Raw genomic sequence first — 26,505 nt, forward strand, 5'->3', positions numbered from 1 at the left:
AACCCCTCCTGTTATTACCAAGTATCACACGGCACCACATAATGTAGTGGTCAAGTAAAACTGGCCACCGTTTTATATTCTAACCAATATTGTTGCTCTGCAAGGTTAGGTGGTAATCCATCATTGTGCTGATGAGGCCTGATATTACTGAAGTAACCAATTATATATTTGGTTATTGAATGTTTTGCTTCAGCAAAACTTTTATATCCATTCTTAGGAACCCATTCACTTTTTAAACTTCTAAAGAATCTTTCCATTGGACTATTATCCCAGCAATTACCACGACGACTCATGCTTTGAGTTATTTGATATTGCCATAATTTTTGCCTGAACTTTAAACTTGTATAGTGGCAACCTTGATCGCTATGGAACATGACATTTGATGGTTTTCCTCGTAATTCATACGCTATTGAAAGTGCTTTCGCTGTAAGGTTACTATCAGGTGAAAGTGACAATGACCAACCAATCGGTTTTCGTGAAAATAGGTCAATAACAACAGCTAAATAAGCCCACCTTGTACCAATCCAAATGTAAGTGACATCACCACACCAAATTTGATTTGGTTGCTTAACGTCAAATTGTCGTTTCAATAAATTAGGGGCAATAATACTCTCATGATCCGCTTTCTTATAATTATGCTTCGGTAATTTGCGTGCTTACTAAATTAAGCAATTTCATTAACTTAGTCGCACGATAGCGGCTAAGTGGTATCCCTCTTTGGGATACCATTTTTGCTATACTTCTCGCCCCAGCAGAGCCATTACTAATGCGATGTACTTCTTTAACTTCTGAGTATAGCTCTAATAATTCACCGTCAATATTTCTTGGTTTTGCCTTCCAATACTTATAACTACTCCGATGAATACCAAAGGTTTCACAAAGAATGCTTATACTGTGGCTCTGCCTGAGTTTATCTATTAATGCGAATTGTTCAGTGAGTCTGACATCAACAGAGCCGTAGCCTTTTTTAGTATTTCATTATGCTCCTCGAGACGAGCAAGTTTCTTTTTTAACTCGCGAATTTCTATTTGTTCGGGAGTGATGGGAGATGCCGCTGGCATCACTCCACTTAACTCATCTTTTAGCTGCTGAACCCACTTAGTCATCGCGGATTTACTTACGTTCATAACCTGGGAAGCTTCAGTAATTGAGTATCCTTGCTCAATGACTAACTGAGCGGCTTCTAACTTGTATGTTGCGCTATAGTTCTTTCTTGGACGTTTTGTCATTATGTACACCTATTTAATTCTGAAATGATTATATCATTTCTAATTAGGTGGCCAAATTCACTATGCCACTACATAACGCCGCAATAACACGTTTACTACAACATAGACTTCGTCGAATTTTACCGCCTTAATCACTGAAACTAAAGGAAAACCTGCAATGCCGAATGTAGTAAATCGTGTTGATTGCTTTGTTATGCAGCTGTTGTAGCCTAGATCCCAAGAATAACCGACACACTTTGGTATAGATTAGAGAGTCAGTTGCCTATAAGCTTCAAGCTCTCACACAATCAACTAAGGTAACCACATGGGACACCAATATAAGCAACTGACACTAAGTGAAAGATACCAGATTGAAGCTTGGAATACACATAGTATTTCTGCTCGGGAAATAGGACAAAAATTAAAACGGAGCAATGGCTCCATTTCAAGGGAATTACGACGCTGTCCTGTTGGAAGTTATTCTGCCGAGCAAGCGCATAAACATGCTTTTCAAAAAAGAACACTTTCAATTAAGCACACAAAGTGTGGCCAAAAGAATAAGAAAATAATTCAAATATACCTACAACTTGGTTGGAGCCCAGAGCAAATATCTGGACGAATGCATAAAGAAAAAATAGAAAATACAATATGTTGCAGTACTATTTACAATGTAGTTAAAAGAGAGCATTGGCAAAGAATGCTTGCTCGAAAAGGTAAAAAATACAAACAGCGTAAAGGTGTAGAAGCTGGAGCAAGACTAATTCCCAACCGTGCTGATATCTCTCTCCGGCCTGCTATTGTTGACGATAACTCAGAAATTGGCCACTGGGAAGGTGATACTGTTTATGGTCAAGATGGGTATTTAGTCACTATGGTAGAGCGAGTATCTAAGCTATTAGTTACTTGCAAAGTACGTAGCAAGTCTAAAAAAGCAGTCACTCGTGGGATAAATCGCATGATGAAGCCCTTTAAAGAGCTTTGCAAAACAATCACATTTGATAATGGCGGAGAGTTTGCAGGTCATGCTAAGATAGCTAAGCATCTGAACTGTGAAATTTATTTTGCTAAACCTTACCATTCCTGGCAACGAGGTTTGAATGAAAATACCAATGGTTTACTAAGGCGTTTTTTCCCAAAGGGAATGGCCATTGGAGAACTTGCTGCAAAAGAGGTTAAACAGGCAGAGTTTTTGATTAATTCGAGACCTAGAAAGGCATTAAATTTTCTGAGTCCGAGTGAGTTTTTAAGCGGTAAGCGTGTGTCGGTTATTGTTACGATCTAGCTAGTACTAGTTTGTAACTGCAAAATTGTCTCTAAAATGTTTTTTGACTACAAACTGAATCGAACTATTATCATAATCTTTAACTTCAATCACAGCACCTTTATAGTTGATAATATTAGATTTTTTCATATCATACTCAACATTATTGGTAAATGCGTCACGAGCCATACCACTAGAAAATTCTCTATAAGAAATGTTGATTTTGTCGCCGACAGAACCGTTGTAAATCAAAGTCTGTTTAAAAGAGCTACCGGAGTGCACTGTTTTATTGGAGATTTTAGCATTATCGTTTTTATAGCATTGAGCTGGTTGATAAGAAACTGTAGTAACACATACCCTGTCATTCTCTAGAGATAGAGCGATTGGAGGTTCAAACAAACCTGCAATAAAATTCACTCTAGTATTATTCTTTGACGAAATTGCGAAGTACTCTACATCTTTATGATGACCGATTTGTACATATTCACCTTTTGGAATGTCATATGCTGCACCGTCGATAGTATTCCCTACAGAAAGGTATTTCATTGTTATTGCTACACCTTGTTCGATCATGTGGTCACCAACATATGACGTGGTAACTTGATCAAGTTCTGGTAAAGAATAATGATTCTCTACTGTATCTGCACCGTACTTGATAGTAGTACAGCCAGTCATGCTAAGAAGGAATAAAGGTAATAATAATTTTTTCACAGGAACGACCTCAATGTTTAATTTCAGAATTGTATTCCATAAAATAATTAATTACCACGACCTAGATCAACTGAATTATTCTTTCTGCATAACGCCGCAATAACACGTGCGAAAGACTGACTTACAAAACCAATTATACTCCAAACCGCGAATGCCGAATGTAAATAGCATCGTGTTGATTGCTTTGTTATACGAGCCTTGTTTTCGCTCCGATTAACTTGGTAAAGAATTGATTTACCAAGATTTACTGTAAAACGATTTTAATTAGACTAGTTCAATTAAGCGAGCAAAATATCATTTCAACGGCAATAACTGTGAAACAAAACAATCCCTTTTTCTTACACCATTTGAACGATTTGGTTTCAGCCAGTTTGGAACTGATAAACCAAATATCCTAACCACAATTGGGATTGAAAATGCTAAGAGCAAAACACTGGTGCAGACTAAAATGAGGCATAACCAAAGAACAATTGAAGCGTAAATTAGTTTCTGAAACGCCTGAATTTGGAACAATAATAGTTCAATGCCGAACCTGATGAAACGAACACCAAAAGGTAACAAAGAAAAAGGAAAACCACCCTACTTTCACACCTAAAAACTAATGGTTCAATCGCTGAACTGAACCAAAAAACTGCATTCTCAGAGTTCGTATAACGCCTGCATAACACGTTTGCTACTATGCAGACCTAGCTGAATTTTAACTCCTTAATCACAGAAACTAAAGGCAAACTGACAACGCCGAGTGTAGCAAATCGTGTTGATGCATTTGTTATAAGCAAGTTTTTGCGTAAACCATTGTGCTATCCAGCTCACCTGAAACTAGACGACGAGCATTTAAAAGTTTGCCCTCGAACTGATAACCGCCACGCTCTGCAACTGCACAACTTTTCTTATTTTTTGATGCCGCTGTAATTGCTACCCTATTTGCTCCAAGCTCATTAAATGCATAACTTTCAAGTAAAACCAACGCTTCAGATATATAACCCTCACCTGTGACTGAAGTTCTCAACCAATAACCAATTTCAAATGCTGGCACCGATTTATCTCTAATCATTAGACTAATTACACCAAGAAAATACCCGTCTGACTTTCGAACTATTGAGTAACGAAGTTCATCGGTAAAACTATTGAAACTGTCTATTGCCTTTTGAGTATTTGAGATTGATCCTGACTCAGTTAATGCAAAATCAACCCAAGGAAGGAAATCACGTAATTCACGCTCACTTTCAAGTATGGCTTCCAGCATTGAATTGGCACCTTCCATTGAAGGCGGCTCAAGTTTGATTCGTTTACTTTCCATATACTGCTCCTTGCTTATAACGCCTGCATAACACGTTTACTACTATGCAATTATACTCAATATTGACGCCTTAAAACGAGAAACACCCGACAACCTGAGATGCCGAGTGTAGTAAATCGTGTTGATGCGATTGTTATATTTTACTACGCCATAGCAAAATTGATCGTGTGCACTTTAGCTAAATTCACGTTTTGTTTTGCTTGCCATAGATCGTAATTATCTTGCATTGTTAACCAACTTTCAGGCGTACGACCTAATGATTTGGAAAGACGTAATGCCATTTCAGGTGAAATTGAACTCTTACCCTTTATCACTCGATTTAGAGTTGAAGCCGCAACATCAAGTTGTTTAGCAACAAAGCGACAACTATAGCCAAATGGTTCCATATAAACGTCATGGATAAACTCACCTGGATGTGGGGGATTGTACATAGCCATTAATGGTAATCCTCGTAATTTAAAATGTAAGCATTACCATCGACAAACTCGAAAGTAACACGCCAGTTACCATTTACTGTAATTGACCAAATTCCATCTCTATCCCCTTTCAGAGGATGAAGCTTGAAGCCCGGCAAATCAACATCATCAATAATGGTTGCAGTATCTATCGCGGCTAATTGCATTCTCAATTTGCGATCATGTTTCGCTTGAATGCCCGCTTTACTGCCAGTCTCAAAAAACTTTTTAAGACCTTTGTGCTTAAATGTTTTAATCATACGAAGAGTGTAGCGCGCTGCGCATTATGACGCAAGTTTCAATAAAAAATATAACGCCTGCATAACACGTTTGCTACGATACAGACTTAGCTGAATTTTACTACCTTAATCACTGAAACTAAAGGCAAACTGACAACGCCGAGTGTAGCAAATCGTGTTGATGCATTTGTATGGATAATAAACACTCAATTAGGGTAAAGTGAGACCCAGACTTTAGCTGCAACTAAAGTTGATTTATACAGTAGTTCGGTTGATGCATGGATCCTCTATCGAGAGACCGATAACAAACGCGAACGCTGTATAAACTCCAAGCCTACACTCGAATAGTCGACTGGGTCTCGAACCCGTATTATAGCAAACAAGAGTAAGCTTATTATGAATAATCCTACATTTCAAAGCATCAATGTCGGTGTTGATACCGGTAAAACTCAACTAGACATTTTCATCAGACCTATAGGTCTATTCTTTTCTGTTTCTAATGACGCTAAAGGCATCAAAGAAGCCATAGTAACCATTAAAAAGCATCAGCCAGAACGTATCGTTATTGAGGCAACAGGCAGACTTGAAGTTCCCTTCGTTCTTGCTTGCTCAAAAGCTAAGCTTCCATACGTTGTTGCTAATCCTATTCATGTAAGACGATTTGCTGGCGCTATTGGACAAATAGCCAAAACAGATAAATTAGACGCCCAATTAATTGCCTTGTACTCGGAAAGAATTGCCCCCCCACTGTCAACTCTAAAGCCTGAAAACATAAGGCTAATGAGCGACTTAGTCATTCGTAGAAATCAATTATTATCCATGCAAACTATGGAAAAGAATCGCCTTCAAATACTCCCTAAAGAACTAGCGATGACCATTAAACCAATCCTTACGGCCTTTAAGAATCAAATCCAAAAAATAGAAGAAAAAATCATTAAACTTATTGAGTCTTGCGATGAATATAAGCATAAAAATGACATCCTTCAGAGCGTTCCTGGCATAGGCAAAGTTGCCGCTGCATCGCTAATAAGTAATCTCCCAGAGCTTGGAAGTATTAGTAATAAAAAAGCGTCTGCTTTGGTTGGAGTAGCTCCTATGAATAGGGACAGTGGCCGCTACAAAGGTCACCGAAAAATCAAAGGAGGCCGGAAGCAAGTGCGGACGGTTCTCTATATGGCCATGATGTCAGCAATGCAATGTAACCCCGTTTTTAAGTCGACTTACAATCGCCTCGTCGCTGAAGGAAAACCCAAAAAACTCGCTATTATTGCCTGTGTTAGAAAGATGGTTGTCATACTCAATTCAATGATACGAGATGGTGTCATGTGGGATAAAAACCACGCTAACATTTAGTTATTGACACCATAGTCGTTTGTTATGCGCGCTCTATCAGTTGCCCACTATTTTACTGGACCTTTATCGAATTGCTTAAGACCATCATTAATATCAAACCAAGATGCTTTTGAAGCAACAAAAGATATGAAAGTTAGGTTTATGCGTTGGTGTGCTGTCCAGAATACCTAAACGGATATTATGTTTACCACCGGTGATTTTTCTAGAAAATAAGCTTGAACCGCAACACTTACAAAATGCTAGTTCCGTTTCCTCACTTTTAGAGTAAATGGAAACAAACTCCTCACCTTTTGTAAAAGCAAATTTTGACGATGAAACCCCGCCAACTGATGAGTAGTCTGAGCCAGTAAATTTACGGCACTCAGAGCAATGACAATTTCCCATATAATCAAAATCATCTGGGACTTCAATTCCAATTTTTCCACATAGACATGAGCCAGTTAACATTTCCATTTTTCCTCCTAAGCGCATAACGCCTGCATAACACGTTTGCTACGATACAGACTTACCTGAATTTTACCGCCTTAATCACTGAAACTAAAGGCAAACTGACAACGCCGAGTGTAGCAAATCGTGTTGATGCATTTGTTACACGATCTTTGTCAACGTTTCCATTAACTTGATAAAGAATTGATTTACCAAGATTTACTGTAAACTGAGTTTAATTAGACTGGCTCAATTAAGCGAGCAAAATATCCAATCACCGCCAATAACTGTGAAACGAAACAATCCCTTTTTCTTACGCCATTTGTACGATCTGGTTTCAGCAGATTTGGAACTGATAAACCAAATATCCTTGCCACAATTGGGATTAAAAATGCTAAGAGGAAAACACTGATGCAGAATAAAATGAGGCAAAATCATGAACAATTGAAGCGTGAATTGGTTTCTGAAATCCATGAACTTTTGGCAATAATAGTCAATTGCCGAACCTGATAAAATGAATATTAAAAGGCAACAGAGAAAAAGGAAATCCACCCGACTTTCACGCCTAAAAAACTAACGGCTCAATCGCTGAACTGAGCCAAAAAACTGCGATCTTAGAGTTCGTGTAACGCCTGCATAACACGTTTGCTACTATGCAGACCAAACTGAATTTTACTGCCTTAATCACTGAAACTAAAGACAAACTGACAACGCCGAGTGTAGCAAATCGTGTTGATGCGATTGTTATGTGATTTTAATTTAGGCAATTCGATACGTTGTTTATTTGATAATCGTTTAATGAGCCTAGTTTAAATTTAAAATCAACATACTTGCAAAAATGCTGATCTTCGACTGCATATTCAATTGTCCCAACAGTATGCACAGTATCTCCATCTTCAAAAGATGACTCGATATCCCTAGATAATACAATTGAACCATCCATAACCTTAAAGGCATCAAACCATTTTTCTTTAATGCCAATTTGTGCAAGTATACTCTTAGATGAATTATCCAAAGCTTTAGGTTTAGCAATAAATGAGTCATAAGCTAAATATGACATTAACCCTAATGAAACCAAAGAGATCCCGACTACTTTATTCATAATATACTCACCTTAAAATCACATAACGCCTGCATAACACGTTTGCTACCATGCAGATTAAGCTTAAATTTACCACTTAACTCGGTAAACTAAAAGAAACCTAGAATGCCGAATGTAGCAAATCGTGTTGATGCATTTGTTAGGAGAATTTTTTCAACACGTTACGCCCTGCTTTAATAACAATATCCTGCCCACCTAGCAGATGATAATTATCTGGTTTATCACAAATAGCTGATTGGATTAAGCTAGCTAAGTTACTAACAGCATTGTTAAGCTCAGCTTCTAACCTGCATTGTTCAGGATTTAAAATCAATTGTATTTTATGAACTAGTTGTAATGTTTTTTGATAATCAAATTTAGCATGAGCCTCTGGGTCTGCTAAATAAATTAGTTCAGGCAGCCATTCAAGTAAATATTTACTTTTTAACTCATACGATGATTTCTTTTTATCTGCAATAATTTGAGTTCGCAATTTTTGAATATCATTTTGAAGCTGTTTTTTTGTATTTAAATACTGGAAACCACCGGCAAGTAAGGCTCCAATAACAACCCCTATAAACGGGTATAAATTTTCAAACATTTATTTCCACCTCAATTCTCCTAACGCCTGCATAACACGTTTACTACTAAACAATTATACTTAAAATTGACGCATTAAAACGAGAAACACCCGACAACCTGAGATGCCGAGTGTAGTAAATCGTGTTGATGCATTTGTTAAGTTTCTAGACGCCATATTTCAAATAATGAGTCATGTTCCCGCAAAGGTTTTTGTAGATGCTCACCATATGTCAAAAATGTAATATCAATTTCAACATTCCATTTTTTTGACAGCTGTTTCAATTTCTCTCTACAGCTTTTGTATGTGCTCAAAGGTGAAGTTGCATCTAGCGTAGAAACTAATAAGATATCAATGTCATTATAGTCCCCTCCACGAAAAAATGAACCGAAGCCATACACTCCCCAAAGATCATTCTTCGCGGATAAAGCTAACCTTATTTCCGTCACGATCTTTCTTGAAGTAATTCCAGAAGTCATCTTTCCATAGTGCTCCAGACATTTCGTCAGATACGTAAATACCAATATTATTATCTATACCGTATTGTTTGGCATCCGTTGTACTTGCATTCCAACCACCACCAATATAAATAATATCAAGATCCCCAAACTCTTCTTGAGCTCTTTGAACCATTGTCAGACCCATAGTATATTCACGCAAACAAAGAACCTTAAGAGTGTCGCCCTGTGCTTTCCTTGTGATTTCGAAGAATATATCTTTACTACGGTTAACACTTTGAACATTGCTGTGATTGTTTAACAACCTATCAAACCATGTAATTTGGCTAAAAGGTACACTCCAATCATTATTACCATTACTCATAACCCAAACACCTCTGAAAATTCACTAGGAAATGTTACATATTGATCGACTCGCTCATATTGATTCAGCTCAAATGAGTTCACATGACTTTTAAAGGTTGCAAAAACCTTTAAAACAGAGACTTCAAGTAAGTGTTTATTAGCTTCGATCATGTTAACGATTTTTCGATTATTCGGAATAATTAAATCTAGTTTACGCAACGCCCATACTTTATGTGTATTTGAGCCCGGATCTTCAGCAGCTTTTGACTGAGGACCAAAATTTTCCCATGCTGAGTTGTTATCAATTAAAAGCATTGCTACTTGACGCTTTAACTCTTCAAACGTTTCAAATGTTTTGTCGCTAAATAAAGATCGTATTGCCTGCTCGTGGTCATTTTTCCAACCGTGGAGCTGTTCGACTGTAAAAGTTCCCTCAGGTGACTTATCAACGTGTCGATGGCAAGTTGGGCACAACAAAACTAAATTTTCATACGTATCTGCGCCACCGCCAGTTGCTCCTCTTGGACCCTGCTCACTTCTTGCAATTATATGAGCCATTTCTCCAACATTGTAGCTTCTAGCCTCTTCCAGCACTGCTGTTAAGTCAGCTCTACAATCTGGATTCGAGCAAATACCGGCTGCCCGTCCCCATAAGAGTTTCGCATCTCCATCTGATATTGCCATTTTACCTCCTAATTTATGGTGAGACTTAACGCCTGCATAACACGTTTACTACCATGCAGATTAAGCCTAAATTTACCACTTAATACGGTAAACTCAAAGAAACCTAGAATGCCGAATGTAGCAAATCGTGTTGATGCATTTGTTACACGATCTTTGTCAACGCTTCCATTAACTTGGTAAAGGATTGATTTACCGAGATTTACTGTAAACCGAATTTAATTAGACTGGCTCAATTAAGCGAGTAAAATATCACTTCAACAGCAATAACTGTGAAACGAAACAGTCCCTTTTTCTTACACCATTTGTACGATCTAGTTTCAGCACGTTTGGAGCTGATAAACCAAATATCCTCGCCACAATTGGGATTGAAAATGCTGCGAATAAAACACTGATACAGACCGAAATGAGGCAAAACCATGAACAATTGAAGCCTGAATTGGTTTCTGAAATCCATGAACTTTTGGCAATAATAGTCAATTGCCGAACCTGATAAAACGAATATTAAAAGGCAACAAAGAAAAAGGAAAACCACCCTACTTTCACGCCTAAAAAACTAACGGCTCAATCGCTGAACTGAGCCAAAAAACTGCGATCTTAGAGTTCGTGTAACGCCTGCATAACACGTTTGCTACGATACAAACTTAGCTGAATTTTAACGCCTTAATCACTGAAACTAAAGGCAAACTGACAACGCCGAATGTAGCAAATCGTGTTGATGCATTTGTTATGAGAATGTCTCACCCAGTGTGCACGACATAAATTGGCTGTGTGGATCTGGTTTGTAATCGGCAAAGGGATCACAATATTGAAAACCAAATTTTTCATAGAGATTACGAGCTGGTTTGAAGAACTCTTGTGAACCGGTTTCCAAGCTAATTTTCTTATAACCCCTATCCGATGAAACATTTAATACATGATTGAGAAGAAGCGTACCTACACCCAAATTTCGCGCATGATTAGAGGTTCTCATTGATTTCAGTTCCGCATGGTTTGAATCCAATTCCTTAATTGCTGCACAACCTAATAACTGCTCACCTTTCCAGCAGCTAAAGAACGTAATCTCAGGTACTTTTAGAGCGCTGACATCTAATGCGTGCACACTTTCAGGAGGAGACGTTGCATACATATCTTCCAGGTGTTCTTTTAATAACTGAACAACTTCACCGCCATTCAAATCATCTATTTTGATATCCATATTTAAAATTATCCCTTAATTCTCATAACGCCTGCATAACACGTTTGCTACGATACAGGCTTAACTGAATTTTAACGCCTTAATCACTGAAACTAAAGGCAAACTGACAACGCCGAGTGTAGCAAATCGTGTTGATGCATTTGTTATATGCGTTCTAAAATTGATTAAAAACAGCTTCTATTTTGTTGCCATCTAAATCCAGAACATAAGCTGCATAATAACCTTCACCATATTCAGGCCTTAGATTAGGCTTACCAGAACAAGTAGCTCCATTTTCAATTGCTACCTTATAGAAATTATCGACGGCTTCAGCATTTGGGGCATTAAAGGCGACATGAGAGCCATTACCATTAGTCGGACTATTTTCACAAGGACAACCAATCCAAAATTCAAAGCTATCACCATAAGCTGCTGCAATTCCATCAATATAATGGGAGCGTTTTATTGATAGCATTTCAAATACCGCATCATAAAATGTCACTGCCGCTACTACGTCTTTTGTACCAATAGAAATATGATTAATGATCACGTCAATCTCCTTATTAATTTTTAATCCTTTCAAGCATATAACGCCGCAATAACACGTTTATTACTACGACGACTTAGCTGAATTTTACCGCCTTAAATACTGAAACCAAAGACAAACCTACAATGCCGAATGTAATAAATCGTGTTGATTGCTTTGTTATATTGCCTATTGATAAACGACATGAAATCGTTCCAATACAAGAACCATGTCCTCACTAGGCTCAATATTTAACTCTAAACATTCAGCACCAAAGAAACGCCAATGAGCTTCACGCCACCATTTTAATGAACGGTCGCCCTCGCCTTCTGCATGAGCGAACTCAGCCGTAACTTCGTTATATTGACACATTTCAACTGAATCAATTTCAATGATACAAATTGGTTTTCCATTCCAATCAACAACCACTTGTAAATGACCAACGGTTGGCATTGGTTCTTCACCTGATTCATACCAAATATTTAAGCTACAAGTTGCTGTCTTTTGACCAATTCGGATTAATTTCGCACATAAATTGGCATTATGCTCATCAGCACAGAAATAATCTGAACTGAATGATTGATACTTGTTACGCTCAATTTCAGAAAGTGAGCTTAGATACTGATCCAAGTAGATTTGAGACTGTTCTTCCATGAAATCCTCTTAACTATTTTTGCAATATAACGCCGCAATAACACGTGCGAACGACTGACTTACCAAACCAATTACACTTCAAACCGCGAATGCCGAGTGTAATAGCATCGTGTTGATTGCTTTGTTAAGCGTCTAGTCCAGCGAACTCGTTCTTATTTTATCGGATAGTTTATCAAAAATTTTTCGAGATTCATTGTCCATATAATTGTAGAAGTCTTCTTGTTTGCCAAAGATAAGATCTAATTGCTGCTCAGTTAAATGAACAGCCTGAGCTGCACTTCGTGATACCTGAAGAAATTGACTCGCCTTATTTCCTAAGTCAATTGCTACTTCTTCTAATTCATCTGCGATTTTTTTTGGTATCCAAATTTTTTTAACGTCATAAGTATCACGAAATTCCTCAATCGCTGCATACAAATTCTTACCATACTCTGGGTTTTGAGCATAATAAACTTGTCTTGCACACTTTTTAATTTCAACTAACTTTGAAAACACCAACTCTATTGCTTCCAACGAGCGAACATTAAAATCTGACATTTTTATCTGATAAACAATATTTTCTTTTTCAAAGTCTTGTTTTATTTGGGTCACATTTTCTGTCAATATTTCTTGCTGTCTTAGCAGCTCATCAAAGTTATCGTTAACAGCTTTAAGTTCACCACTTTTTTTAGCACCAGCCCCTAGATAAGTACCGACTAATGTTACAATAAACAAGATTATATATGCCCAACCATCTATCAACTGATAGTTAAATACTTCTTTTACAATTTCGACTACTTGTTCTTTTTCCACACTCATACCCTTAATATTTCTTATTGACGCTTAACGCCTGCATAACACGTTTGCTACGATACAGACTTAGCTGAATTTTAACGCCTTAATCACTGAAACTAAAGGCAAACTGACAACACCGAGTGTAGCAAATCGTGTTGATGCATTTGTTAACTGAATTTCTCCATCACGTAATTAACAAGCTTTTCACCACGAACTTCAATAGTTTGCTCATTAACCACAGTAAAACCAAAATATTCATAAAATGGTTTGGCTGTAATGCTTACTTCGGAATAAAAACGAGTAATGTTTTGAGTTTTTCCTTTGGACATTACGTGATCCATTAAAGCACGACCAACGCCTCTACCTTGAAATTCATAATGGCAAAAGAAATGGTCAATTAGCCCACAATTTTGCAAATCAGTATATCCAACAATTACGCCGTCAATTTCTGCGACAAATGGGTTTATCGTTCTCATTTTCGTTTTCCAAACTGAAAAATCAAATGATTCTGGAGCCCATGCTTCAACTTGTGATTGAGAATAGTCACGAGAATTGATATTTCGAATGGTATTAAAAAAGATGTTCCAGAGAGCTTCTGCATCATTTTCAATGTAATGTCTTATTAAAACCATAGAACCTCACTTGAATTCAGTTAACGCCGCAATAACACGTGCGAAAGACTGACTAATAAAACCAATTACACTCCAAACCGCGAATGCCGAATGTAAATAGCATCGTGTTGATTGCTTTGTTATACGAGCCTTGCCTTCGCTCCAATTAACTTGGTAAAGAACTGATTTACCAAGATTTTCCATTAACTGAGTTTAATTAGACTGGCTCAATTAAGCGAGCAAAATATCAAATCAACAGCAATAACTGTGAAATGAAACAATCCCTTTTTCTTACACCATTTGTACGACTTGATTTCAGCCAAATTGGAACTGATAAACCAAATATCCAAACCACAATTGGAATTGAAAATACTGAGAGGAAAACACTAATGCAGACTAAAATGAGGCATAATCAAAGAACAATTGAAGCGTAAATTAGCTGCTGAAACGCCTGAATTTAGGGCAATAATAGCTCAATGCCGAACCTGATGAAACGAACATCCAAAGGCTACAAAGAAAAAGGAAAACCATCCTACTTTCGCGCCTAAAAAACTAATGGTTCAATCGTTGAACTGAACCAAAAAACTGCATTCTCAGAGTTCGTATAACGCCTGCATAACACGTTTGCTACCATGCAGATTAAGCCTAAATTTACCACTTAATACGGTAAACTCAAAGAAATCTAGAATGCCGAATGTAGCAAATCGTGTTGATGCATTTGTTATAACGCAGTTCTCAATTTTGCCCAATGACCCAGCCAACCTTTCGACGTTACGCGGTCACTGAAGATTTCTAAAGAACGCTTAGGATTATGTGTAACTTGTAAATGGAACAATGATTCAAAGCCAAACGCAGAAATACATTCGTACTTACCATTGTCTAATTTTCGTATCGCTACAGCCGTTTCTTTTTCTGGCCAGTAACTCATTGCGTCGATAATATTTAAATACGGTTTATCACCATTTCGTTTGTGCATAATTGCTTGATTACGCACTTCCCAATTCAATTCTGGCATCAGCGCAGAAAGCTGAGATTCGATTGACTTGTAGCTTTCAGGGATAGATTCAGTTTCATCGAAATAAATAACGTCAACGTCATTCAAAGGCGTTGATACTGATTTTTGATGCAAATGATCCCACACCAAATTTCGGACGAAACCTGCGGCTAAATAACAATGAGGTAAATTGAGTGCTCGAACACAATCAAGAGCCTTGACCCTCAATTCATCTTTCTCAATTAATGTGATGATTCTATCCATATCCACCCTGCGTTATAACGCCTGCATAACACGTTTACTACTATGCAATTATACTTAATATTGACGCCTTAAAACGAGAAACACTCGGCAAACTGAGATTGCCGAGTGTAGTAAATCGTGTTGATGCATTTGTTATATTTTTTTACCTGAAAACAACGCAACACATCCTATAACTTCCACTTTTACATCAGTAAAGTGTTTATTTAACGATAACAGCAATGAGTCTAGATCATCGTTGTTATTACTAAATATTCCTTTCTTATTGTAAACACCCATCAATTTTTTAGCGAAAAAATTTAGTTTTGTACCCTTGCCCAAAATTGTACTACCAAACAATACCCCACCATCGTTCAGATGTTCTTTTAGATGCTTAAACATAATACCCTTATCAATCAAATTTCCAGGCAAACAATGAAGCAAATAATTAACACTAATTGAGTCAAATTTATCGACATTTAATTCAAGAGGCTCAAGTACATCCCCGCAGTAAACTTCCGGTTGGAAATGATTTATTGCTTTTGAAGTTGTATCAAGACTATTTTGATTCAAATCTAGCAAAGCGATACGTTTTGTTGATTGAGGTAGATATTTCTTAAGGTAATAACCTGAGCCAACACCAACATCTAAATGATTAGATGAAACTAACATTGAAAATTGCTCACTAATAAATCTAGTTGGGCATTTCCAAAAATAGTTATTTGAGACTCCTAAAACCCAGAAATCGTATATTGAGAGTACTTTCTTCGAGTAGACAGCTTGTCCAGCAACTGTGGATTCTTTATTCATTTTTAATTTCATATAGTTATAAATTATCAGCCTTCAATTTATACTAAAAAATAGAGATAGCAAATCTTACCAGAGATAAAAAATATAACGCCTGCATAACACGTTTACTACTATGCAATTATACTTAATATTGACGTCTTAAAACGAGAAACACCCGGCAAACTGAGATTGCCGAGTGTAGTAAATCGTGTTGATGCAATTGTTAGGCATCGTACTAATATTTTAAATACCTAGCTCTGTATAACTCAGCCTTCAACGATTCAGAAGATAATAATATTCGTCTCATTTTTGTATAATCATCTGCTTCTTGATGGCTATTTGAATCTAAGCTTTTATAATCACAGCGACACATATGTGAAAAATTTATATAAGCGTTTTTAATTATTTCCGATTTAAATCCTTGAAAATCAGTATTAAGCTCACCGATAAAGAAAGAAAGTCGAGAAATTTGAGCTTCAAGATAGTCAGGACTATTGTCAAGAGCTTCAGTACATGTTGAATTTTTTATTACCTTGCATCCAATAATGGCAATTTCATCAATTATAAATGCCAAATGTTCCACTTTTTTAGAAAAATCGGATGATTTCACCGTATATTTAGTTCGCCAAATAGTAACAAATGTACCCGCAATAAATCCACAGATACCTGTAAACAGCATTTTGGTAAGATCAAAATATAAATCATTCATTTATTTTTAACTCTTTAAATAATAATTAGTTAATTATACTTATTTTTCATGAGATTAGCTATTATCCTCATAGAGGCCTAACGCCGCAATAACACGTGCGAACGACCGACTTACCAAACCAATTATACTCTAAACCGCGAATGCCGAGTGTAATAGCATCGTGTTGATTGCTTTGTTATACGAGCCTTGCTTTCGCTCCAATTAAATTGGTAAAGAACTGATTTACCAAGATTTACTGTAAACTGAGTTTAATTAGACTAGCTCAATTAAGCGAGCAAAATATCCAATCAACAGCAATAACTGTGAAACGAAACCTAGATCCCAAGAATAACCGACACACTTTGGTATAGATTAGAGAGTCAGTTGCCTATAAGCTTCAAGCTCTCACACAATCAACTAAGGTAACCACATGGGACACCAATATAAGCAACTGACACTAAGTGAAAGATACCAGATTGAAGCTTGGAATACACATAGTATTTCTGCTCGGGAAATAGGACAAAAATTAAAACGGAGCAATGGCTCCATTTCAAGGGAATTACGACGCTGTCCTGTTGGAAGTTATTCTGCCGAGCAAGCGCATAAACATGCTTTTCAAAAAAGAACACTTTCAATTAAGCACACAAAGTGTGGCCAAAAGAATAAGAAAATAATTCAAATATACCTACAACTTGGTTGGAGCCCAGAGCAAATATCTGGACGAATGCATAAAGAAAAAATAGAAAATACAATATGTTGCAGTACTATTTACAATGTAGTTAAAAGAGAGCATTGGCAAAGAATGCTTGCTCGAAAAGGTAAAAAATACAAACAGCGTAAAGGTGTAGAAGCTGGAGCAAGACTAATTCCCAACCGTGCTGATATCTCTCTCCGGCCTGCTATTGTTGACGATAACTCAGAAATTGGCCACTGGGAAGGTGATACTGTTTATGGTCAAGATGGGTATTTAGTCACTATGGTAGAGCGAGTATCTAAGCTATTAGTTACTTGCAAAGTACGTAGCAAGTCTAAAAAAGCAGTCACTCGTGGGATAAATCGCATGATGAAGCCCTTTAAAGAACTTTGCAAAACAATCACATTTGATAATGGCGGAGAGTTTGCAGGTCATGCTAAGATAGCTAAGCATCTGAACTGTGAAATTTATTTTGCTAAACCTTACCATTCCTGGCAACGAGGTTTGAATGAAAATACCAATGGTTTACTAAGGCGTTTTTTCCCAAAGGGAATGGCCATTGGAGAACTTGCTGCAAAAGAGGTTAAACAGGCAGAGTTTTTGATTAATTCGAGACCTAGAAAGGCATTAAATTTTCTGAGTCCGAGTGAGTTTTTAAGCGGTAAGCGTGTGTCGGTTATTGTTACGATCTAGCAAACAATCCTTTTTTCTTACACCATTTGTATGACTGAGTTTCAGCAAGTTTTGAGCTAATAAACCAAATATCATTGCCACAACTGGGATTGAAAATGCTGAAAGGAAAACACTGATGCAGGCTAAAATGAGGCATAACCAAAGAACAATTGAAGCGTAAATTAGTTTCTGAAACGCCTGAACTTGGGGCAATAATAGTTCAATGCCGAACCTGATGAAACGAATACCAAAAGGCAACAAAGAAAAAGGAAATCCACCCTACTTTTACACCTAAAAAGCTAATGGTTCAATCGCTAAACTGAACCAAAAAACTGCATTCTCAGAGTTCGTATAACGCCGCAATAACACGTTTACTACGACACAGACTTAGTTGAATTTTACTGCCTTAATCACTGAAACTAAAGACAAACCTACAACGCCGAATGTAGTAAATCGTGTTGATTGCTTTGTTATATTACGATGCAATCAATTCTTTGAATCAATAAGAAAACTTTAGCTTTCAACTGAATATCTGTTGATCGAGTTAATGAACAGTACATTACAACCAGCCTATCTTTTATGAATAGAAGCATATTCAGGTATAAATCTCTATGAAGCTCATGGTATTCAAAGTTAGTTTCTTTATACATCTGAGTATACCCAGTTAAATTTCGATAAAAATGCTCAATCATGCTTGGTTCTTTTTGTAGCTCTCCTATTACAGCGTCTTCAATTGGAATATTTTCTCTTTTAAAATGCTCTATAAATTTTGTTAATTCATATCGATATGGATTTAATTTTAGATCGCATTGATAATGCTCTAAGTAACCACTTAGTTTTACAAACTCAGAGATAGCTGAATCTTGTTCTGGGTGAAGTTTAACAAAATCAGTAACATCATTAATACTTTGTATTTCATATTCTAAATCACTTGCGATATCTCTGACTTTATTAAGCCAGTCATAAGTGACTTTTTGATTTTCTAAGGTTGGATCTGGTGTTTTTGAAAATTCGATTTCTTCATCAGAAGCTTTTCTAACGGCTCCTTCTACTTCTTTAAGAAATGATGAATTACTTAATGCTTTTGGAGAGCAATAATTTGGATTTTTTACTAAATTAATATTCTGATACCCATAAGATTGGGCGACTAACCTTGAACAAAATTGCATATTAGTTTGAGCATCAGCTTGCTTATTGCTGTGTTTTTTCGTGCGTATAGCTTCTTTTACAGAGTAAATGGTTCCAGTAAGGCTTCTAGCATAATCACAAATTGAACTTAATGTCGAAAATGGTACGCTATCTTTTAGGCGTAGCACTTTGACATGTTTTTCAGATTTAAATAATTCTCTTTGAGGGTTTTTCGAAAAAACACCACCTTCAGGAATAGCATGAATCATTGTGTAGCCTACATAAAGCATCGCGTGAGTATCTTTGCTCCATGTTCCAAGCTTTATGACTTGGGCACCTAAAGTTGAACCTGAGCTAATCACTATATCGCCAAGTTGTACTTTATTAAAATCTAGTATGTAACTCATAACCACCCTTAGTAATATAACGCCGCAATAACACGTTTACTACGACATAGACTTAGCTGAATTTTACCGCCTTAATCACTGAAACTAAAGACAAACCTACAACGCCGAATGTAGTAAATCGTGTTGATTGCTTTGTTATATCGAGAATGCTAACTTACTATTTTCTTTGACATATTGTAGCCAGAAATAGAAAAACCAACCTCTTGATACAGTTTTAACGCTCTTTGATTTTGGTATGCAACTCGTAATTTTATTTGCTCAATACCAATCGATTTCAATTGTGATTCAAGAACAGTAATTGCCAATTTCCCATAGCCATTATTCCGGCAATTTGGAAAAATGAAGAAATCATAAATAAAAGTCGATTTATCATTTGCGTTAGTCGAGTGCCACAAATAACCAACCAATTCTGAACCTGATTCAATGCACAATAATTCATGCTCATTAATTTCCAAACCATTAGGAAAACTACGAAAAAGATCCTGGTTAGCCAATTCGAGCGCCCTATCCATTGAGTGACCATAGTTTTCAGCTATTTCACGGCTATAATCATCAATGAAATAATCACAATACGCAGGATATTCATTTGTGGTCATTGGTCTAAGCTGAATCATATTTAATCCTTTAAAACGATGTACTTAAAAAAACGATATAACGCCGCAATAACACGTGCGAACGACTGAATTACCAAGACAATTACACTCTAAACCGCGAATGCCGAGTGTAATAGCATCGTGTTGATCCTAGATCCCAAGAATAACCGACACACTTTGGTATAGATTAGAGAGTCAGTTGCCTATAAGCTTCAAGCTCTCACACAATCAACTAAGGTAACCACATGGGACACCAATATAAGCAACTGACACTAAGTGAAAGATACCAGATTGAAGCTTGGAATACACATAGTATTTCTGCTCGGGAAATAGGACAAAAATTAAAACGGAGCAATGGCTCCATTTCAAGGGAATTACGACGCTGTCCTGTTGGAAGTTATTCTGCCGAGCAAGCGCATAAACATGCTTTTCAAAAAAGAACACTTTCAATTAAGCACACAAAGTGTGGCCAAAAGAATAAGAAAATAATTCAAATATACCTACAACTTGGTTGGAGCCCAGAGCAAATATCTGGACGAATGCATAAAGAAAAAATAGAAAATACAATATGTTGCAGTACTATTTACAATGTAGTTAAAAGAGAGCATTGGCAAAGAATGCTTGCTCGAAAAGGTAAAAAATACAAACAGCGTAAAGGTGTAGAAGCTGGAGCAAGACTAATTCCCAACCGTGCTGATATCTCTCTCCGGCCTGCTATTGTTGACGATAACTCAGAAATTGGCCACTGGGAAGGTGATACTGTTTATGGTCAAGATGGGTATTTAGTCACTATGGTAGAGCGAGTATCTAAGCTATTAGTTACTTGCAAAGTACGTAGCAAGTCTAAAAAAGCAGTCACTCGTGGGATAAATCGCATGATGAAGCCCTTTAAAGAACTTTGCAAAACAATCACATTTGATAATGGCGGAGAGTTTGCAGGTCATGCTAAGATAGCTAAGCATCTGAACTGTGAAATTTATTTTGCTAAACCTTACCATTCCTGGCAACGAGGTTTGAATGAAAATACCAATGGTTTACTAAGGCGTTTTTTCCCAAAGGGAATGGCCATTGGAGAACTTGCTGCAAAAGAGGTTAAACAGGCAGAGTTTTTGATTAATTCGAGACCTAGAAAGGCATTAAATTTTCTGAGTCCGAGTGAGTTTTTAAGCGGTAAGCGTGTGTCGGTTATTGTTACGATCTAGCGATTGCTTTGTTAAACGTACATCTAACGGCTAGTGCGATACTTAACCAATGACGGACTTTCACAATCTATTGTTTCTATGTAGATATTACGTTCCTTCCACATAACTTCAATATCATAAAGGCAAAACGAATATTTAGTTGGATCTACAACCCAAACCCCATTAACTTGAACTGATACTGAGGTAAATAGTTCATTATCATTACCCCACCAAGCTAAAACCAAATACTTACAACTTTCACCATTATGGAAAATAACGAACGCAGCAGTTTGATCCCATTCGAGAGTTATTTCAGATTTAACCTCTGTTAGTCGTTGATGAAAAGCGACCATATTGATTGGTTCTTCATTTGCTGAAATGGTATAAATCTTAACTCCATCCGCATCTAGCCAATCTTGCTCACCTTCCAGTTTTCGTAATTTATACATTGTACCTCCTTGTACGTTTAACGCCTGCATAACACGTTTGCTACCATGCAAGTCAAGCTCAAATTTACCACTTAACACGGTAAACCAAAAGAAATCTAGAATGCCGAATGTAGCAAATCGTGTTGATGCATTTGTTATGAATTTATTTCTTCAGATACTAATTTAGCTGCCTTTTCGTGATAAGACTTGGCTATTAATGCCGTAAAAACACTTAATGTAGCTGTAATAATATTGATCATGATAAATAGCAGATTCATAAAACAACTCTCTAAATCTGAAAATTGTGATGAAAACCAGTATGCTAAATTTTTAGAAGTTAGATACCTTACAAAATCCTCGATAACCGGAGTTGAAAAAAAGAAAACCATCGACATAAGAGAAAATGATAAAAAACTAAAAATGCCAACAATGGTACATATTTTCAATATCTTATACATTTTAAAACTTAATATATCCATGAGAAATCCCTTTATATTCCTGATTCATAACGCCGCAATAACACGTTTACTACGACACAGACTTAACTGAATTTTACCGCCTTAATCACTGAAATTAAAGGCAAACCCACAACGCCGAATGTAGTAAATCGTGTTGATTGCTTTGTTAAACGCAGCCAAAAAACAATGCAGGGCTGATATTATATTTAGATGAAATGGCTTGAATATGCTCTTTTGTTAGTTTGCGAGAACCGTTAAGGATCATTGAAACCAAGCTTTTACCACCAATTACATCTTTTAGGTCATCAGCTTTAAGTTGATATTGATCCATTAATACACGCAGTGTTGCTACTCCATCATCTAAATTCTCAATACGAGCATTAAACTCTGCAAATTCATCTGCACGCTCTTCCCAGCGCTCAATAGATACTTCCAAAACCTCAATTAATGGTTTGTAAATATCGTATTCTTCAATAAGATCTTCCATTAACTCCAAGGCTTCAGCATATTCTTCCTCTGTTGAAATATGACCAACAAAACTAGCCATTGAAAATAATTGTAATGCTGTTGATTTAACTTGATTAAAATTTTTCATTTCGACTCCTTTGCGTATTTGGCGCATAACTTGTCATATTCAGCGTGAGGAACAATATGCTTAACAAACATTCTATTATCTCGAAATTCGATAAAGGTCATTAATCGTAAATTATTCCCACCGATATCAAGAACATACCATTTATCTTTATACTTAAAGTTATCTAAGCTTGGGTAAACATTTTTCATATCCAGTGGATTTGAAAAGTTATTATTTTTTAATGATTTATATAGCGCATCAATTGCCGCAGCATCATTCGGATATTTTTTCGCTGCATCACTAAATGGTTTTCTTGATATTACGTGCATAAACACCTCTAAGTTCACTATATGTGAATATAGCACCTACAAACCAAGTTCACAAGCTGTGAATTTACAAAGAAGCGTTTAACGCTTGCATAACACGTGCTGACGACCAATTTTCCAAACCAATTACACTTCAAACCAAAAACGCCGAATGTAATAAGCATCGTGTTGATGCGATTGTTGTGCGTGCTTACTTTCGGATTGGCCAGCTTGATAAAGAACTGCCCTGCCAAGATTTTCTAAGCCCTGATTCTAATTTACCGATGCCAATTAAGCGAACAAAATGTTCTTAAAATGCGAGATAAAGTAAATGGAAAACCAATACATTTTTTACGCCATTTGAACGACTTGGTTTCAGCGTATTTGGAACTGATAAACAAAATATCCTTTCCACAACTGGGATTGAAAATGCTGCGAGCAAAACACTGATGCAAGCTAAAATGAGGCATAACCAAAGAACAATTGAAGCGTAAAATAGCCTCTGAAACGCCTGAACTTAGGGAAATAAGGGCTAATTTTCCGAACCTGATAATACGAAAACAAAAAGGCAACAAAGAAGAAATTTACGCTTACTAAGCCGAAACTACGAAAGCATCGGATCTATTGATGAACCGTGCAAAAAATTTCGGACTCAGTACGCACAACGCCTGCATAACACGTTTGCTACTATGCAGACCAAACTGAATTTTACTGCCTTAATCACTGAAACTAAAGACAAACTGACAACGCCGAGTGTAGCAAATCGTGTTGATGTGATTGTTATGTGATTTTAATTTAGGCAATTCGATACGTTGTTTATTTGATAATCGTTTAATGAGCCTAGTTTAAATTTAAAATCAACATACTTGCAAAAATGCTGATCTTCGACTGCATATTCAATTGTCCCAACAGTATGCACAGTATCTCCATCTTCAAAAGATGACTCGATATCCCTAGATAATACAATTGAACCATCCATAACCTTAAAGGCATCAAACCATTTTTCTTTAATGCCAATTTGTACAAGCATACTCTTAGATGAATTATCCAAAGCTTTAGGTTTAGCAATAAATGAGTCATAAGCTAAATATGACATTAACCCTAATGAAACCAAAGAGATCCCGACTACTTTATTCATAATATACTCACCTTAAAATCACATAACGCCTGCATAACACGTTTGCTACTATGCAAATCAAGCTCAAATTTACCATTTAAAACGGTAAACTCAAAGAAACCTAGAATGCCGAATGTAGCAAATCGTGTTGATGCATTTGTATGGATAATAAACACTCAATTAGGGTAAAGTGAGACCCAGACTTTAGCTGCAACTAAAGTTGATTTATACAGTAGTTCGGTTGATGCATGGATCCTCTATCGAGAGACCGATAACAAACGCGAACGCTGTATAAACTCCAAGCCTACACTCGAATAGTCGACTGGGTCTCGAACCCGTATTATAGCAAACAAGAGTAAGCTTATTATGAATAATCCTACATTTCAAAGCATCAATGTCGGTGTTGATACCGGTAAAACTCAACTAGACATTTTCATCAGACCTATAGGTCTATTCTTTTCTGTTTCTAATGACGCTAAAGGCATCAAAGAAGCCATAGTAACCATTAAAAAGCATCAGCCAGAACGTATCGTTATTGAGGCAACAGGCAGACTTGAAGTTCCCTTCGTTCTTGCTTGCTCAAAAGCTAAGCTTCCATACGTTGTTGCTAATCCTATTCATGTAAGACGATTTGCTGGCGCTATTGGACAAATAGCCAAAACAGATAAATTAGACGCCCAATTAATTGCCTTGTACTCGGAAAGAATTGCCCCCCCACTGTCAACTCTAAAGCCTGAAAACATAAGGCTAATGAGCGACTTAGTCATTCGTAGAAATCAATTATTATCCATGCAAACTATGGAAAAGAATCGCCTTCAAATACTCCCTAAAGAACTAGCGATGACCATTAAACCAATCCTTACGGCCTTTAAGAATCAAATCCAAAAAATAGAAGAAAAAATCATTAAACTTATTGAGTCTTGCGATGAATATAAGCATAAAAATGACATCCTTCAGAGCGTTCCTGGCATAGGCAAAGTTGCCGCTGCATCGCTAATAAGTAATCTCCCAGAGCTTGGAAGTATTAGTAATAAAAAAGCGTCTGCTTTGGTTGGAGTAGCTCCTATGAATAGGGACAGTGGCCGCTACAAAGGTCACCGAAAAATCAAAGGAGGCCGGAAGCAAGTGCGGACGGTTCTCTATATGGCCATGATGTCAGCAATGCAATGTAACCCCGTTTTTAAGTCGACTTACAATCCAGGGCAACCGCATGAGTGGTTAAATTTTAACCTCTGAGAAAAAACCTGCCGTTAAAACAGATTCAAGCATTGAAGTATTCATCATGCATCGCTTTTGTTTACCCACGATACTCAGTTTTGTGGGCTCAGCTCTGAGCATGTTCAAGCTCATGTGTCGTAAGCAGGAAAGGTTTTCGGCACCATTATCTTTGAATATAGAGCAAGCATCTTCATTCATGCTGACATCGAGTACCCAGTGCATTGATTCGATCCCCCAATGCTCTCTGACCGCCACTGCTGCTTGCTCTGCACTTAATTCTTTTGAGCTAATGTAATAACGATATTCTAGACTGGGCTGTTTTCCTTTAATGGCACGAAAGCTTTCAATCATGATGATACTTTTTAAGCCTTTCCAACGAGAAAAGTTACCTTCTAGAGCTGTACTTGGTAATACATAACTTTGACGTGATTCAATACGGCCATGACCTTGCTCAAGGTTAATGAGTTTGTTTACTGTAGAGCGTTGATTTGAAAATGCTTTTTCAACAGATTTGCGTAGCGAGCCTTGATTGTTTTTTACTGCTAATAAGTAGTCTGCGCCCTTATCTATTATGACTTTGGCTATTGCCGTTTGGCATGCCATGGCATCAATAGTCACTAATGCGCCTTTAATATCAAGCATCTTAATAAGCTCTGGAATAGCTGTTATTTCATTACTTTTTTGCTCTGTTTTTAACTGCCCTAAAACCAATTTGTTTGAAGAGGCGTAAGCACTCACCATATGGATAGTACTTGAGCGGTCGTCTCGATCATAAGAGCCACGAAGTGTCTTGCCATCAATAGCAACGACTTGGCCTTGAGTTAAAGAATGCACTGAAGACATCCAAGAGACGAAGCATTGATGAAATTGCTCTGGTTCAATATTTGAAACAATCCTAGCAATCGTATCATCGACAGGAATGTCATTTAAAAACATACCATTACGTTCAAACCAAGCGTGATGACCAAGAATGTATTCTCTAATATCAAACCAGCCTTTTGCTCCTGCAATAACAGCACACATTGAGCCGAATAGAACTTCAAAAAGGCAATAGGTTACTTTTGCACCTTGTCTTTGGTCTGTTATTTCATGAAAGTGTTCTTTAAAATGGTCAATGTGCATCGAATTCTCCTCGTTAAAGGAGGTATATGATCACAGGTAAATCTGATCGTCAAATCG

The 26,505-nt window shown here is 36.9% G+C and carries 28 protein-coding genes and 3 pseudogenes; 5 read left to right on the forward strand and 26 right to left on the reverse strand.

Translation table 11 applies throughout. The features are described 5' to 3' along the window. Positions 1–50: 50 nt before the first annotated feature. Positions 51–1,229, reverse strand: a pseudogene (locus ACU5DF_RS02205) (IS3 family transposase). A 304-nt stretch (positions 1,230–1,533) separates the two neighbouring features. On the opposite strand from ACU5DF_RS02205, the gene ACU5DF_RS02210 reads away from it, so the two are divergent. Continuing rightward, positions 1,534–2,490 carry an IS30 family transposase gene (locus ACU5DF_RS02210; RefSeq protein ID WP_446711606.1) on the forward strand — a complete coding sequence of 319 codons (957 nt, stop codon included), beginning with the start codon at positions 1,534–1,536 and terminating at the stop codon, positions 2,488–2,490. A 6-nt stretch (positions 2,491–2,496) separates the two neighbouring features. Here the strand turns inward: ACU5DF_RS02210 and ACU5DF_RS02215 are convergent, their stop codons facing one another. The 4 genes from ACU5DF_RS02215 to ACU5DF_RS02230 form a co-directional block, all read right to left on the reverse strand. After that, positions 2,497–3,180, reverse strand: a complete 684-nt coding sequence (locus ACU5DF_RS02215) for a hypothetical protein (RefSeq protein ID WP_446711612.1) — start codon at positions 3,178–3,180, stop codon at positions 2,497–2,499. Between the two features lie 769 nt (positions 3,181–3,949). Next, positions 3,950–4,480, reverse strand: coding sequence for a GNAT family N-acetyltransferase (locus ACU5DF_RS02220; RefSeq protein WP_446711613.1), 531 nt, complete (start codon positions 4,478–4,480; stop codon positions 3,950–3,952). Positions 4,481–4,623: 143 nt separating this feature from the next. Further along, positions 4,624–4,917, reverse strand: coding sequence for a HigA family addiction module antitoxin (locus ACU5DF_RS02225; RefSeq protein ID WP_012534787.1), 294 nt, complete (start codon positions 4,915–4,917; stop codon positions 4,624–4,626). Beyond that, positions 4,917–5,195 carry a type II toxin-antitoxin system RelE/ParE family toxin gene (locus tag ACU5DF_RS02230; protein WP_012534781.1) on the reverse strand — a complete coding sequence of 93 codons (279 nt, stop codon included), beginning with the start codon at positions 5,193–5,195 and terminating at the stop codon, positions 4,917–4,919. The genes ACU5DF_RS02225 and ACU5DF_RS02230 overlap by 1 nt, the downstream gene beginning before the upstream one ends. A gap of 375 nt (positions 5,196–5,570) precedes the next feature. Here ACU5DF_RS02230 and ACU5DF_RS02235 point away from each other — a divergent pair, with 375 nt between their 5' ends. Beyond that, positions 5,571–6,527 carry an IS110 family RNA-guided transposase gene (locus tag ACU5DF_RS02235; protein ID WP_446711595.1) on the forward strand — a complete coding sequence of 319 codons (957 nt, stop codon included), beginning with the start codon at positions 5,571–5,573 and terminating at the stop codon, positions 6,525–6,527. Positions 6,528–6,574: 47 nt separating this feature from the next. On the opposite strand, the pseudogene ACU5DF_RS02240 reads toward ACU5DF_RS02235, so the two are convergent. From ACU5DF_RS02240 to ACU5DF_RS02300, 13 genes and pseudogenes are all read right to left on the reverse strand, one after another. Further along, positions 6,575–6,980: pseudogene (locus tag ACU5DF_RS02240) on the reverse strand (GFA family protein). 727 nt (positions 6,981–7,707) lie between these two features. Then, positions 7,708–8,055, reverse strand: a complete 348-nt coding sequence (locus ACU5DF_RS02245) for a hypothetical protein (protein WP_446711614.1) — start codon at positions 8,053–8,055, stop codon at positions 7,708–7,710. Between the two features lie 139 nt (positions 8,056–8,194). Continuing rightward, the gene (locus tag ACU5DF_RS02250) at positions 8,195–8,635 is read right to left on the reverse strand and encodes a hypothetical protein (protein WP_105055923.1); all 441 of its coding nucleotides are present in this window, start codon (positions 8,633–8,635) and stop codon (positions 8,195–8,197) included. 390 nt (positions 8,636–9,025) lie between these two features. Continuing rightward, positions 9,026–9,436, reverse strand: a complete 411-nt coding sequence (locus tag ACU5DF_RS02255; protein ID WP_080155671.1) for a hypothetical protein — start codon at positions 9,434–9,436, stop codon at positions 9,026–9,028. Further along, entirely contained in the window at positions 9,433–10,101 is a 669-nt protein-coding gene (locus ACU5DF_RS02260) for an HNH endonuclease signature motif containing protein (protein ID WP_080155670.1), read from the reverse strand. The genes ACU5DF_RS02255 and ACU5DF_RS02260 overlap by 4 nt, the downstream gene beginning before the upstream one ends. A gap of 724 nt (positions 10,102–10,825) precedes the next feature. After that, positions 10,826–11,296, reverse strand: coding sequence for a GNAT family N-acetyltransferase (locus ACU5DF_RS02265; protein WP_065611809.1), 471 nt, complete (start codon positions 11,294–11,296; stop codon positions 10,826–10,828). A 154-nt stretch (positions 11,297–11,450) separates the two neighbouring features. Beyond that, a complete protein-coding gene (locus ACU5DF_RS02270; RefSeq protein ID WP_446711615.1) occupies positions 11,451–11,825 on the reverse strand; it encodes a VOC family protein in 375 nt (124 codons plus the stop codon). Between the two features lie 165 nt (positions 11,826–11,990). Then, positions 11,991–12,455 (reverse strand): ASCH domain-containing protein, encoded by a 465-nt coding sequence (locus ACU5DF_RS02275; RefSeq protein ID WP_446711616.1) that lies wholly within the window; start codon positions 12,453–12,455, stop codon positions 11,991–11,993. Positions 12,456–12,587: 132 nt separating this feature from the next. Next, on the reverse strand, positions 12,588–13,247 hold the full coding sequence (locus tag ACU5DF_RS02280; RefSeq protein WP_446711617.1) for a hypothetical protein: 660 nt from the start codon (positions 13,245–13,247) through the stop codon (positions 12,588–12,590). Between the two features lie 149 nt (positions 13,248–13,396). Then, the gene (locus tag ACU5DF_RS02285; RefSeq protein ID WP_446711618.1) at positions 13,397–13,861 is read right to left on the reverse strand and encodes a GNAT family N-acetyltransferase; all 465 of its coding nucleotides are present in this window, start codon (positions 13,859–13,861) and stop codon (positions 13,397–13,399) included. 700 nt (positions 13,862–14,561) lie between these two features. Then, entirely contained in the window at positions 14,562–15,098 is a 537-nt protein-coding gene (locus ACU5DF_RS02290) for a nucleotidyltransferase family protein (protein ID WP_182700724.1), read from the reverse strand. 132 nt (positions 15,099–15,230) lie between these two features. Beyond that, the gene (locus ACU5DF_RS02295; RefSeq protein ID WP_446711619.1) at positions 15,231–15,884 is read right to left on the reverse strand and encodes a class I SAM-dependent methyltransferase; all 654 of its coding nucleotides are present in this window, start codon (positions 15,882–15,884) and stop codon (positions 15,231–15,233) included. A gap of 214 nt (positions 15,885–16,098) precedes the next feature. Beyond that, positions 16,099–16,572: a hypothetical protein gene (locus ACU5DF_RS02300; protein ID WP_446711620.1), complete on the reverse strand. Its 474-nt coding sequence runs from the start codon at positions 16,570–16,572 to the stop codon at positions 16,099–16,101. A 409-nt stretch (positions 16,573–16,981) separates the two neighbouring features. Here ACU5DF_RS02300 and ACU5DF_RS02305 point away from each other — a divergent pair, with 409 nt between their 5' ends. Beyond that, complete coding sequence (locus ACU5DF_RS02305; protein ID WP_446711606.1) at positions 16,982–17,938, forward strand: IS30 family transposase; 957 nt, start codon at positions 16,982–16,984, stop codon at positions 17,936–17,938. 449 nt (positions 17,939–18,387) lie between these two features. On the opposite strand, the gene ACU5DF_RS02310 is transcribed toward ACU5DF_RS02305, so the two are convergent. Continuing rightward, on the reverse strand, positions 18,388–19,452 hold the full coding sequence (locus tag ACU5DF_RS02310) for a YiiX/YebB-like N1pC/P60 family cysteine hydrolase (protein ID WP_446711621.1): 1,065 nt from the start codon (positions 19,450–19,452) through the stop codon (positions 18,388–18,390). A 149-nt stretch (positions 19,453–19,601) separates the two neighbouring features. Continuing rightward, complete coding sequence (locus ACU5DF_RS02315) at positions 19,602–20,066, reverse strand: GNAT family N-acetyltransferase (protein ID WP_446711622.1); 465 nt, start codon at positions 20,064–20,066, stop codon at positions 19,602–19,604. Between the two features lie 224 nt (positions 20,067–20,290). On the opposite strand from ACU5DF_RS02315, the gene ACU5DF_RS02320 reads away from it, so the two are divergent. Further along, positions 20,291–21,247: an IS30 family transposase gene (locus tag ACU5DF_RS02320; protein ID WP_446711606.1), complete on the forward strand. Its 957-nt coding sequence runs from the start codon at positions 20,291–20,293 to the stop codon at positions 21,245–21,247. 23 nt (positions 21,248–21,270) lie between these two features. Here ACU5DF_RS02320 and ACU5DF_RS02325 read toward each other — a convergent pair whose 3' ends face one another. The 5 genes from ACU5DF_RS02325 to ACU5DF_RS02345 all read right to left on the reverse strand — a co-directional run bounded on the left by ACU5DF_RS02325 (position 21,271) and on the right by ACU5DF_RS02345 (position 24,129). Continuing rightward, positions 21,271–21,675: a hypothetical protein gene (locus tag ACU5DF_RS02325; protein ID WP_065611779.1), complete on the reverse strand. Its 405-nt coding sequence runs from the start codon at positions 21,673–21,675 to the stop codon at positions 21,271–21,273. A 134-nt stretch (positions 21,676–21,809) separates the two neighbouring features. Beyond that, complete coding sequence (locus tag ACU5DF_RS02330; protein ID WP_446711623.1) at positions 21,810–22,133, reverse strand: hypothetical protein; 324 nt, start codon at positions 22,131–22,133, stop codon at positions 21,810–21,812. Between the two features lie 145 nt (positions 22,134–22,278). Then, the gene (locus ACU5DF_RS02335; protein WP_446711592.1) at positions 22,279–22,707 is read right to left on the reverse strand and encodes a helix-turn-helix domain-containing protein; all 429 of its coding nucleotides are present in this window, start codon (positions 22,705–22,707) and stop codon (positions 22,279–22,281) included. Beyond that, positions 22,704–23,015, reverse strand: coding sequence for a type II toxin-antitoxin system HigB family toxin (locus tag ACU5DF_RS02340; RefSeq protein ID WP_045103960.1), 312 nt, complete (start codon positions 23,013–23,015; stop codon positions 22,704–22,706). Before ACU5DF_RS02340 ends, ACU5DF_RS02335 begins: the two co-directional genes overlap by 4 nt. Positions 23,016–23,781: 766 nt before the next feature. Next, positions 23,782–24,129, reverse strand: coding sequence for a hypothetical protein (locus tag ACU5DF_RS02345; protein ID WP_446711624.1), 348 nt, complete (start codon positions 24,127–24,129; stop codon positions 23,782–23,784). Between the two features lie 345 nt (positions 24,130–24,474). On the opposite strand from ACU5DF_RS02345, the pseudogene ACU5DF_RS02350 reads away from it, so the two are divergent. Continuing rightward, a pseudogene (locus ACU5DF_RS02350) lies at positions 24,475–25,302 on the forward strand (IS110 family RNA-guided transposase); the annotation flags it as partial. A 24-nt stretch (positions 25,303–25,326) separates the two neighbouring features. On the opposite strand, the gene ACU5DF_RS02355 reads toward ACU5DF_RS02350, so the two are convergent. Further along, positions 25,327–26,448 carry an ISAs1 family transposase gene (locus tag ACU5DF_RS02355; RefSeq protein WP_446711344.1) on the reverse strand — a complete coding sequence of 374 codons (1,122 nt, stop codon included), beginning with the start codon at positions 26,446–26,448 and terminating at the stop codon, positions 25,327–25,329. Between the last annotated feature and the right edge of the window lie 57 nt (positions 26,449–26,505).

The sequence above is a fragment of the Aliivibrio wodanis genome (genome assembly GCF_052920805.1).

Excerpts from the sequence above, each read along its gene's own strand:
- ACU5DF_RS02210 (WP_446711606.1), top strand. The coding sequence starts at position 1,534 with ATGGGACACCAATATAAGCAACTGACACTAAGTGAAAGATACCAGATT.
- ACU5DF_RS02220 (WP_446711613.1), bottom strand. The coding sequence starts at position 4,480 with ATGGAAAGTAAACGAATCAAACTTGAGCCGCCTTCAATGGAAGGTGCC.
- ACU5DF_RS02225 (WP_012534787.1), bottom strand. The coding sequence starts at position 4,917 with ATGGCTATGTACAATCCCCCACATCCAGGTGAGTTTATCCATGACGTT.
- ACU5DF_RS02230 (WP_012534781.1), bottom strand. The coding sequence starts at position 5,195 with ATGATTAAAACATTTAAGCACAAAGGTCTTAAAAAGTTTTTTGAGACT.
- ACU5DF_RS02235 (WP_446711595.1), top strand. The coding sequence starts at position 5,571 with ATGAATAATCCTACATTTCAAAGCATCAATGTCGGTGTTGATACCGGT.
- ACU5DF_RS02245 (WP_446711614.1), bottom strand. The coding sequence starts at position 8,055 with ATGAATAAAGTAGTCGGGATCTCTTTGGTTTCATTAGGGTTAATGTCA.
- ACU5DF_RS02250 (WP_105055923.1), bottom strand. The coding sequence starts at position 8,635 with ATGTTTGAAAATTTATACCCGTTTATAGGGGTTGTTATTGGAGCCTTA.
- ACU5DF_RS02255 (WP_080155671.1), bottom strand. The coding sequence starts at position 9,436 with ATGAGTAATGGTAATAATGATTGGAGTGTACCTTTTAGCCAAATTACA.
- ACU5DF_RS02260 (WP_080155670.1), bottom strand. The coding sequence starts at position 10,101 with ATGGCAATATCAGATGGAGATGCGAAACTCTTATGGGGACGGGCAGCC.
- ACU5DF_RS02265 (WP_065611809.1), bottom strand. The coding sequence starts at position 11,296 with ATGGATATCAAAATAGATGATTTGAATGGCGGTGAAGTTGTTCAGTTA.
- ACU5DF_RS02275 (WP_446711616.1), bottom strand. The coding sequence starts at position 12,455 with ATGGAAGAACAGTCTCAAATCTACTTGGATCAGTATCTAAGCTCACTT.
- ACU5DF_RS02285 (WP_446711618.1), bottom strand. The coding sequence starts at position 13,861 with ATGGTTTTAATAAGACATTACATTGAAAATGATGCAGAAGCTCTCTGG.
- ACU5DF_RS02290 (WP_182700724.1), bottom strand. The coding sequence starts at position 15,098 with ATGGATAGAATCATCACATTAATTGAGAAAGATGAATTGAGGGTCAAG.
- ACU5DF_RS02295 (WP_446711619.1), bottom strand. The coding sequence starts at position 15,884 with ATGAATAAAGAATCCACAGTTGCTGGACAAGCTGTCTACTCGAAGAAA.
- ACU5DF_RS02300 (WP_446711620.1), bottom strand. The coding sequence starts at position 16,572 with ATGAATGATTTATATTTTGATCTTACCAAAATGCTGTTTACAGGTATC.
- ACU5DF_RS02305 (WP_446711606.1), top strand. The coding sequence starts at position 16,982 with ATGGGACACCAATATAAGCAACTGACACTAAGTGAAAGATACCAGATT.
- ACU5DF_RS02310 (WP_446711621.1), bottom strand. The coding sequence starts at position 19,452 with ATGAGTTACATACTAGATTTTAATAAAGTACAACTTGGCGATATAGTG.
- ACU5DF_RS02315 (WP_446711622.1), bottom strand. The coding sequence starts at position 20,066 with ATGATTCAGCTTAGACCAATGACCACAAATGAATATCCTGCGTATTGT.
- ACU5DF_RS02320 (WP_446711606.1), top strand. The coding sequence starts at position 20,291 with ATGGGACACCAATATAAGCAACTGACACTAAGTGAAAGATACCAGATT.
- ACU5DF_RS02325 (WP_065611779.1), bottom strand. The coding sequence starts at position 21,675 with ATGTATAAATTACGAAAACTGGAAGGTGAGCAAGATTGGCTAGATGCG.
- ACU5DF_RS02330 (WP_446711623.1), bottom strand. The coding sequence starts at position 22,133 with ATGGATATATTAAGTTTTAAAATGTATAAGATATTGAAAATATGTACC.
- ACU5DF_RS02335 (WP_446711592.1), bottom strand. The coding sequence starts at position 22,707 with ATGAAAAATTTTAATCAAGTTAAATCAACAGCATTACAATTATTTTCA.
- ACU5DF_RS02340 (WP_045103960.1), bottom strand. The coding sequence starts at position 23,015 with ATGCACGTAATATCAAGAAAACCATTTAGTGATGCAGCGAAAAAATAT.
- ACU5DF_RS02345 (WP_446711624.1), bottom strand. The coding sequence starts at position 24,129 with ATGAATAAAGTAGTCGGGATCTCTTTGGTTTCATTAGGGTTAATGTCA.
- ACU5DF_RS02355 (WP_446711344.1), bottom strand. The coding sequence starts at position 26,448 with ATGCACATTGACCATTTTAAAGAACACTTTCATGAAATAACAGACCAA.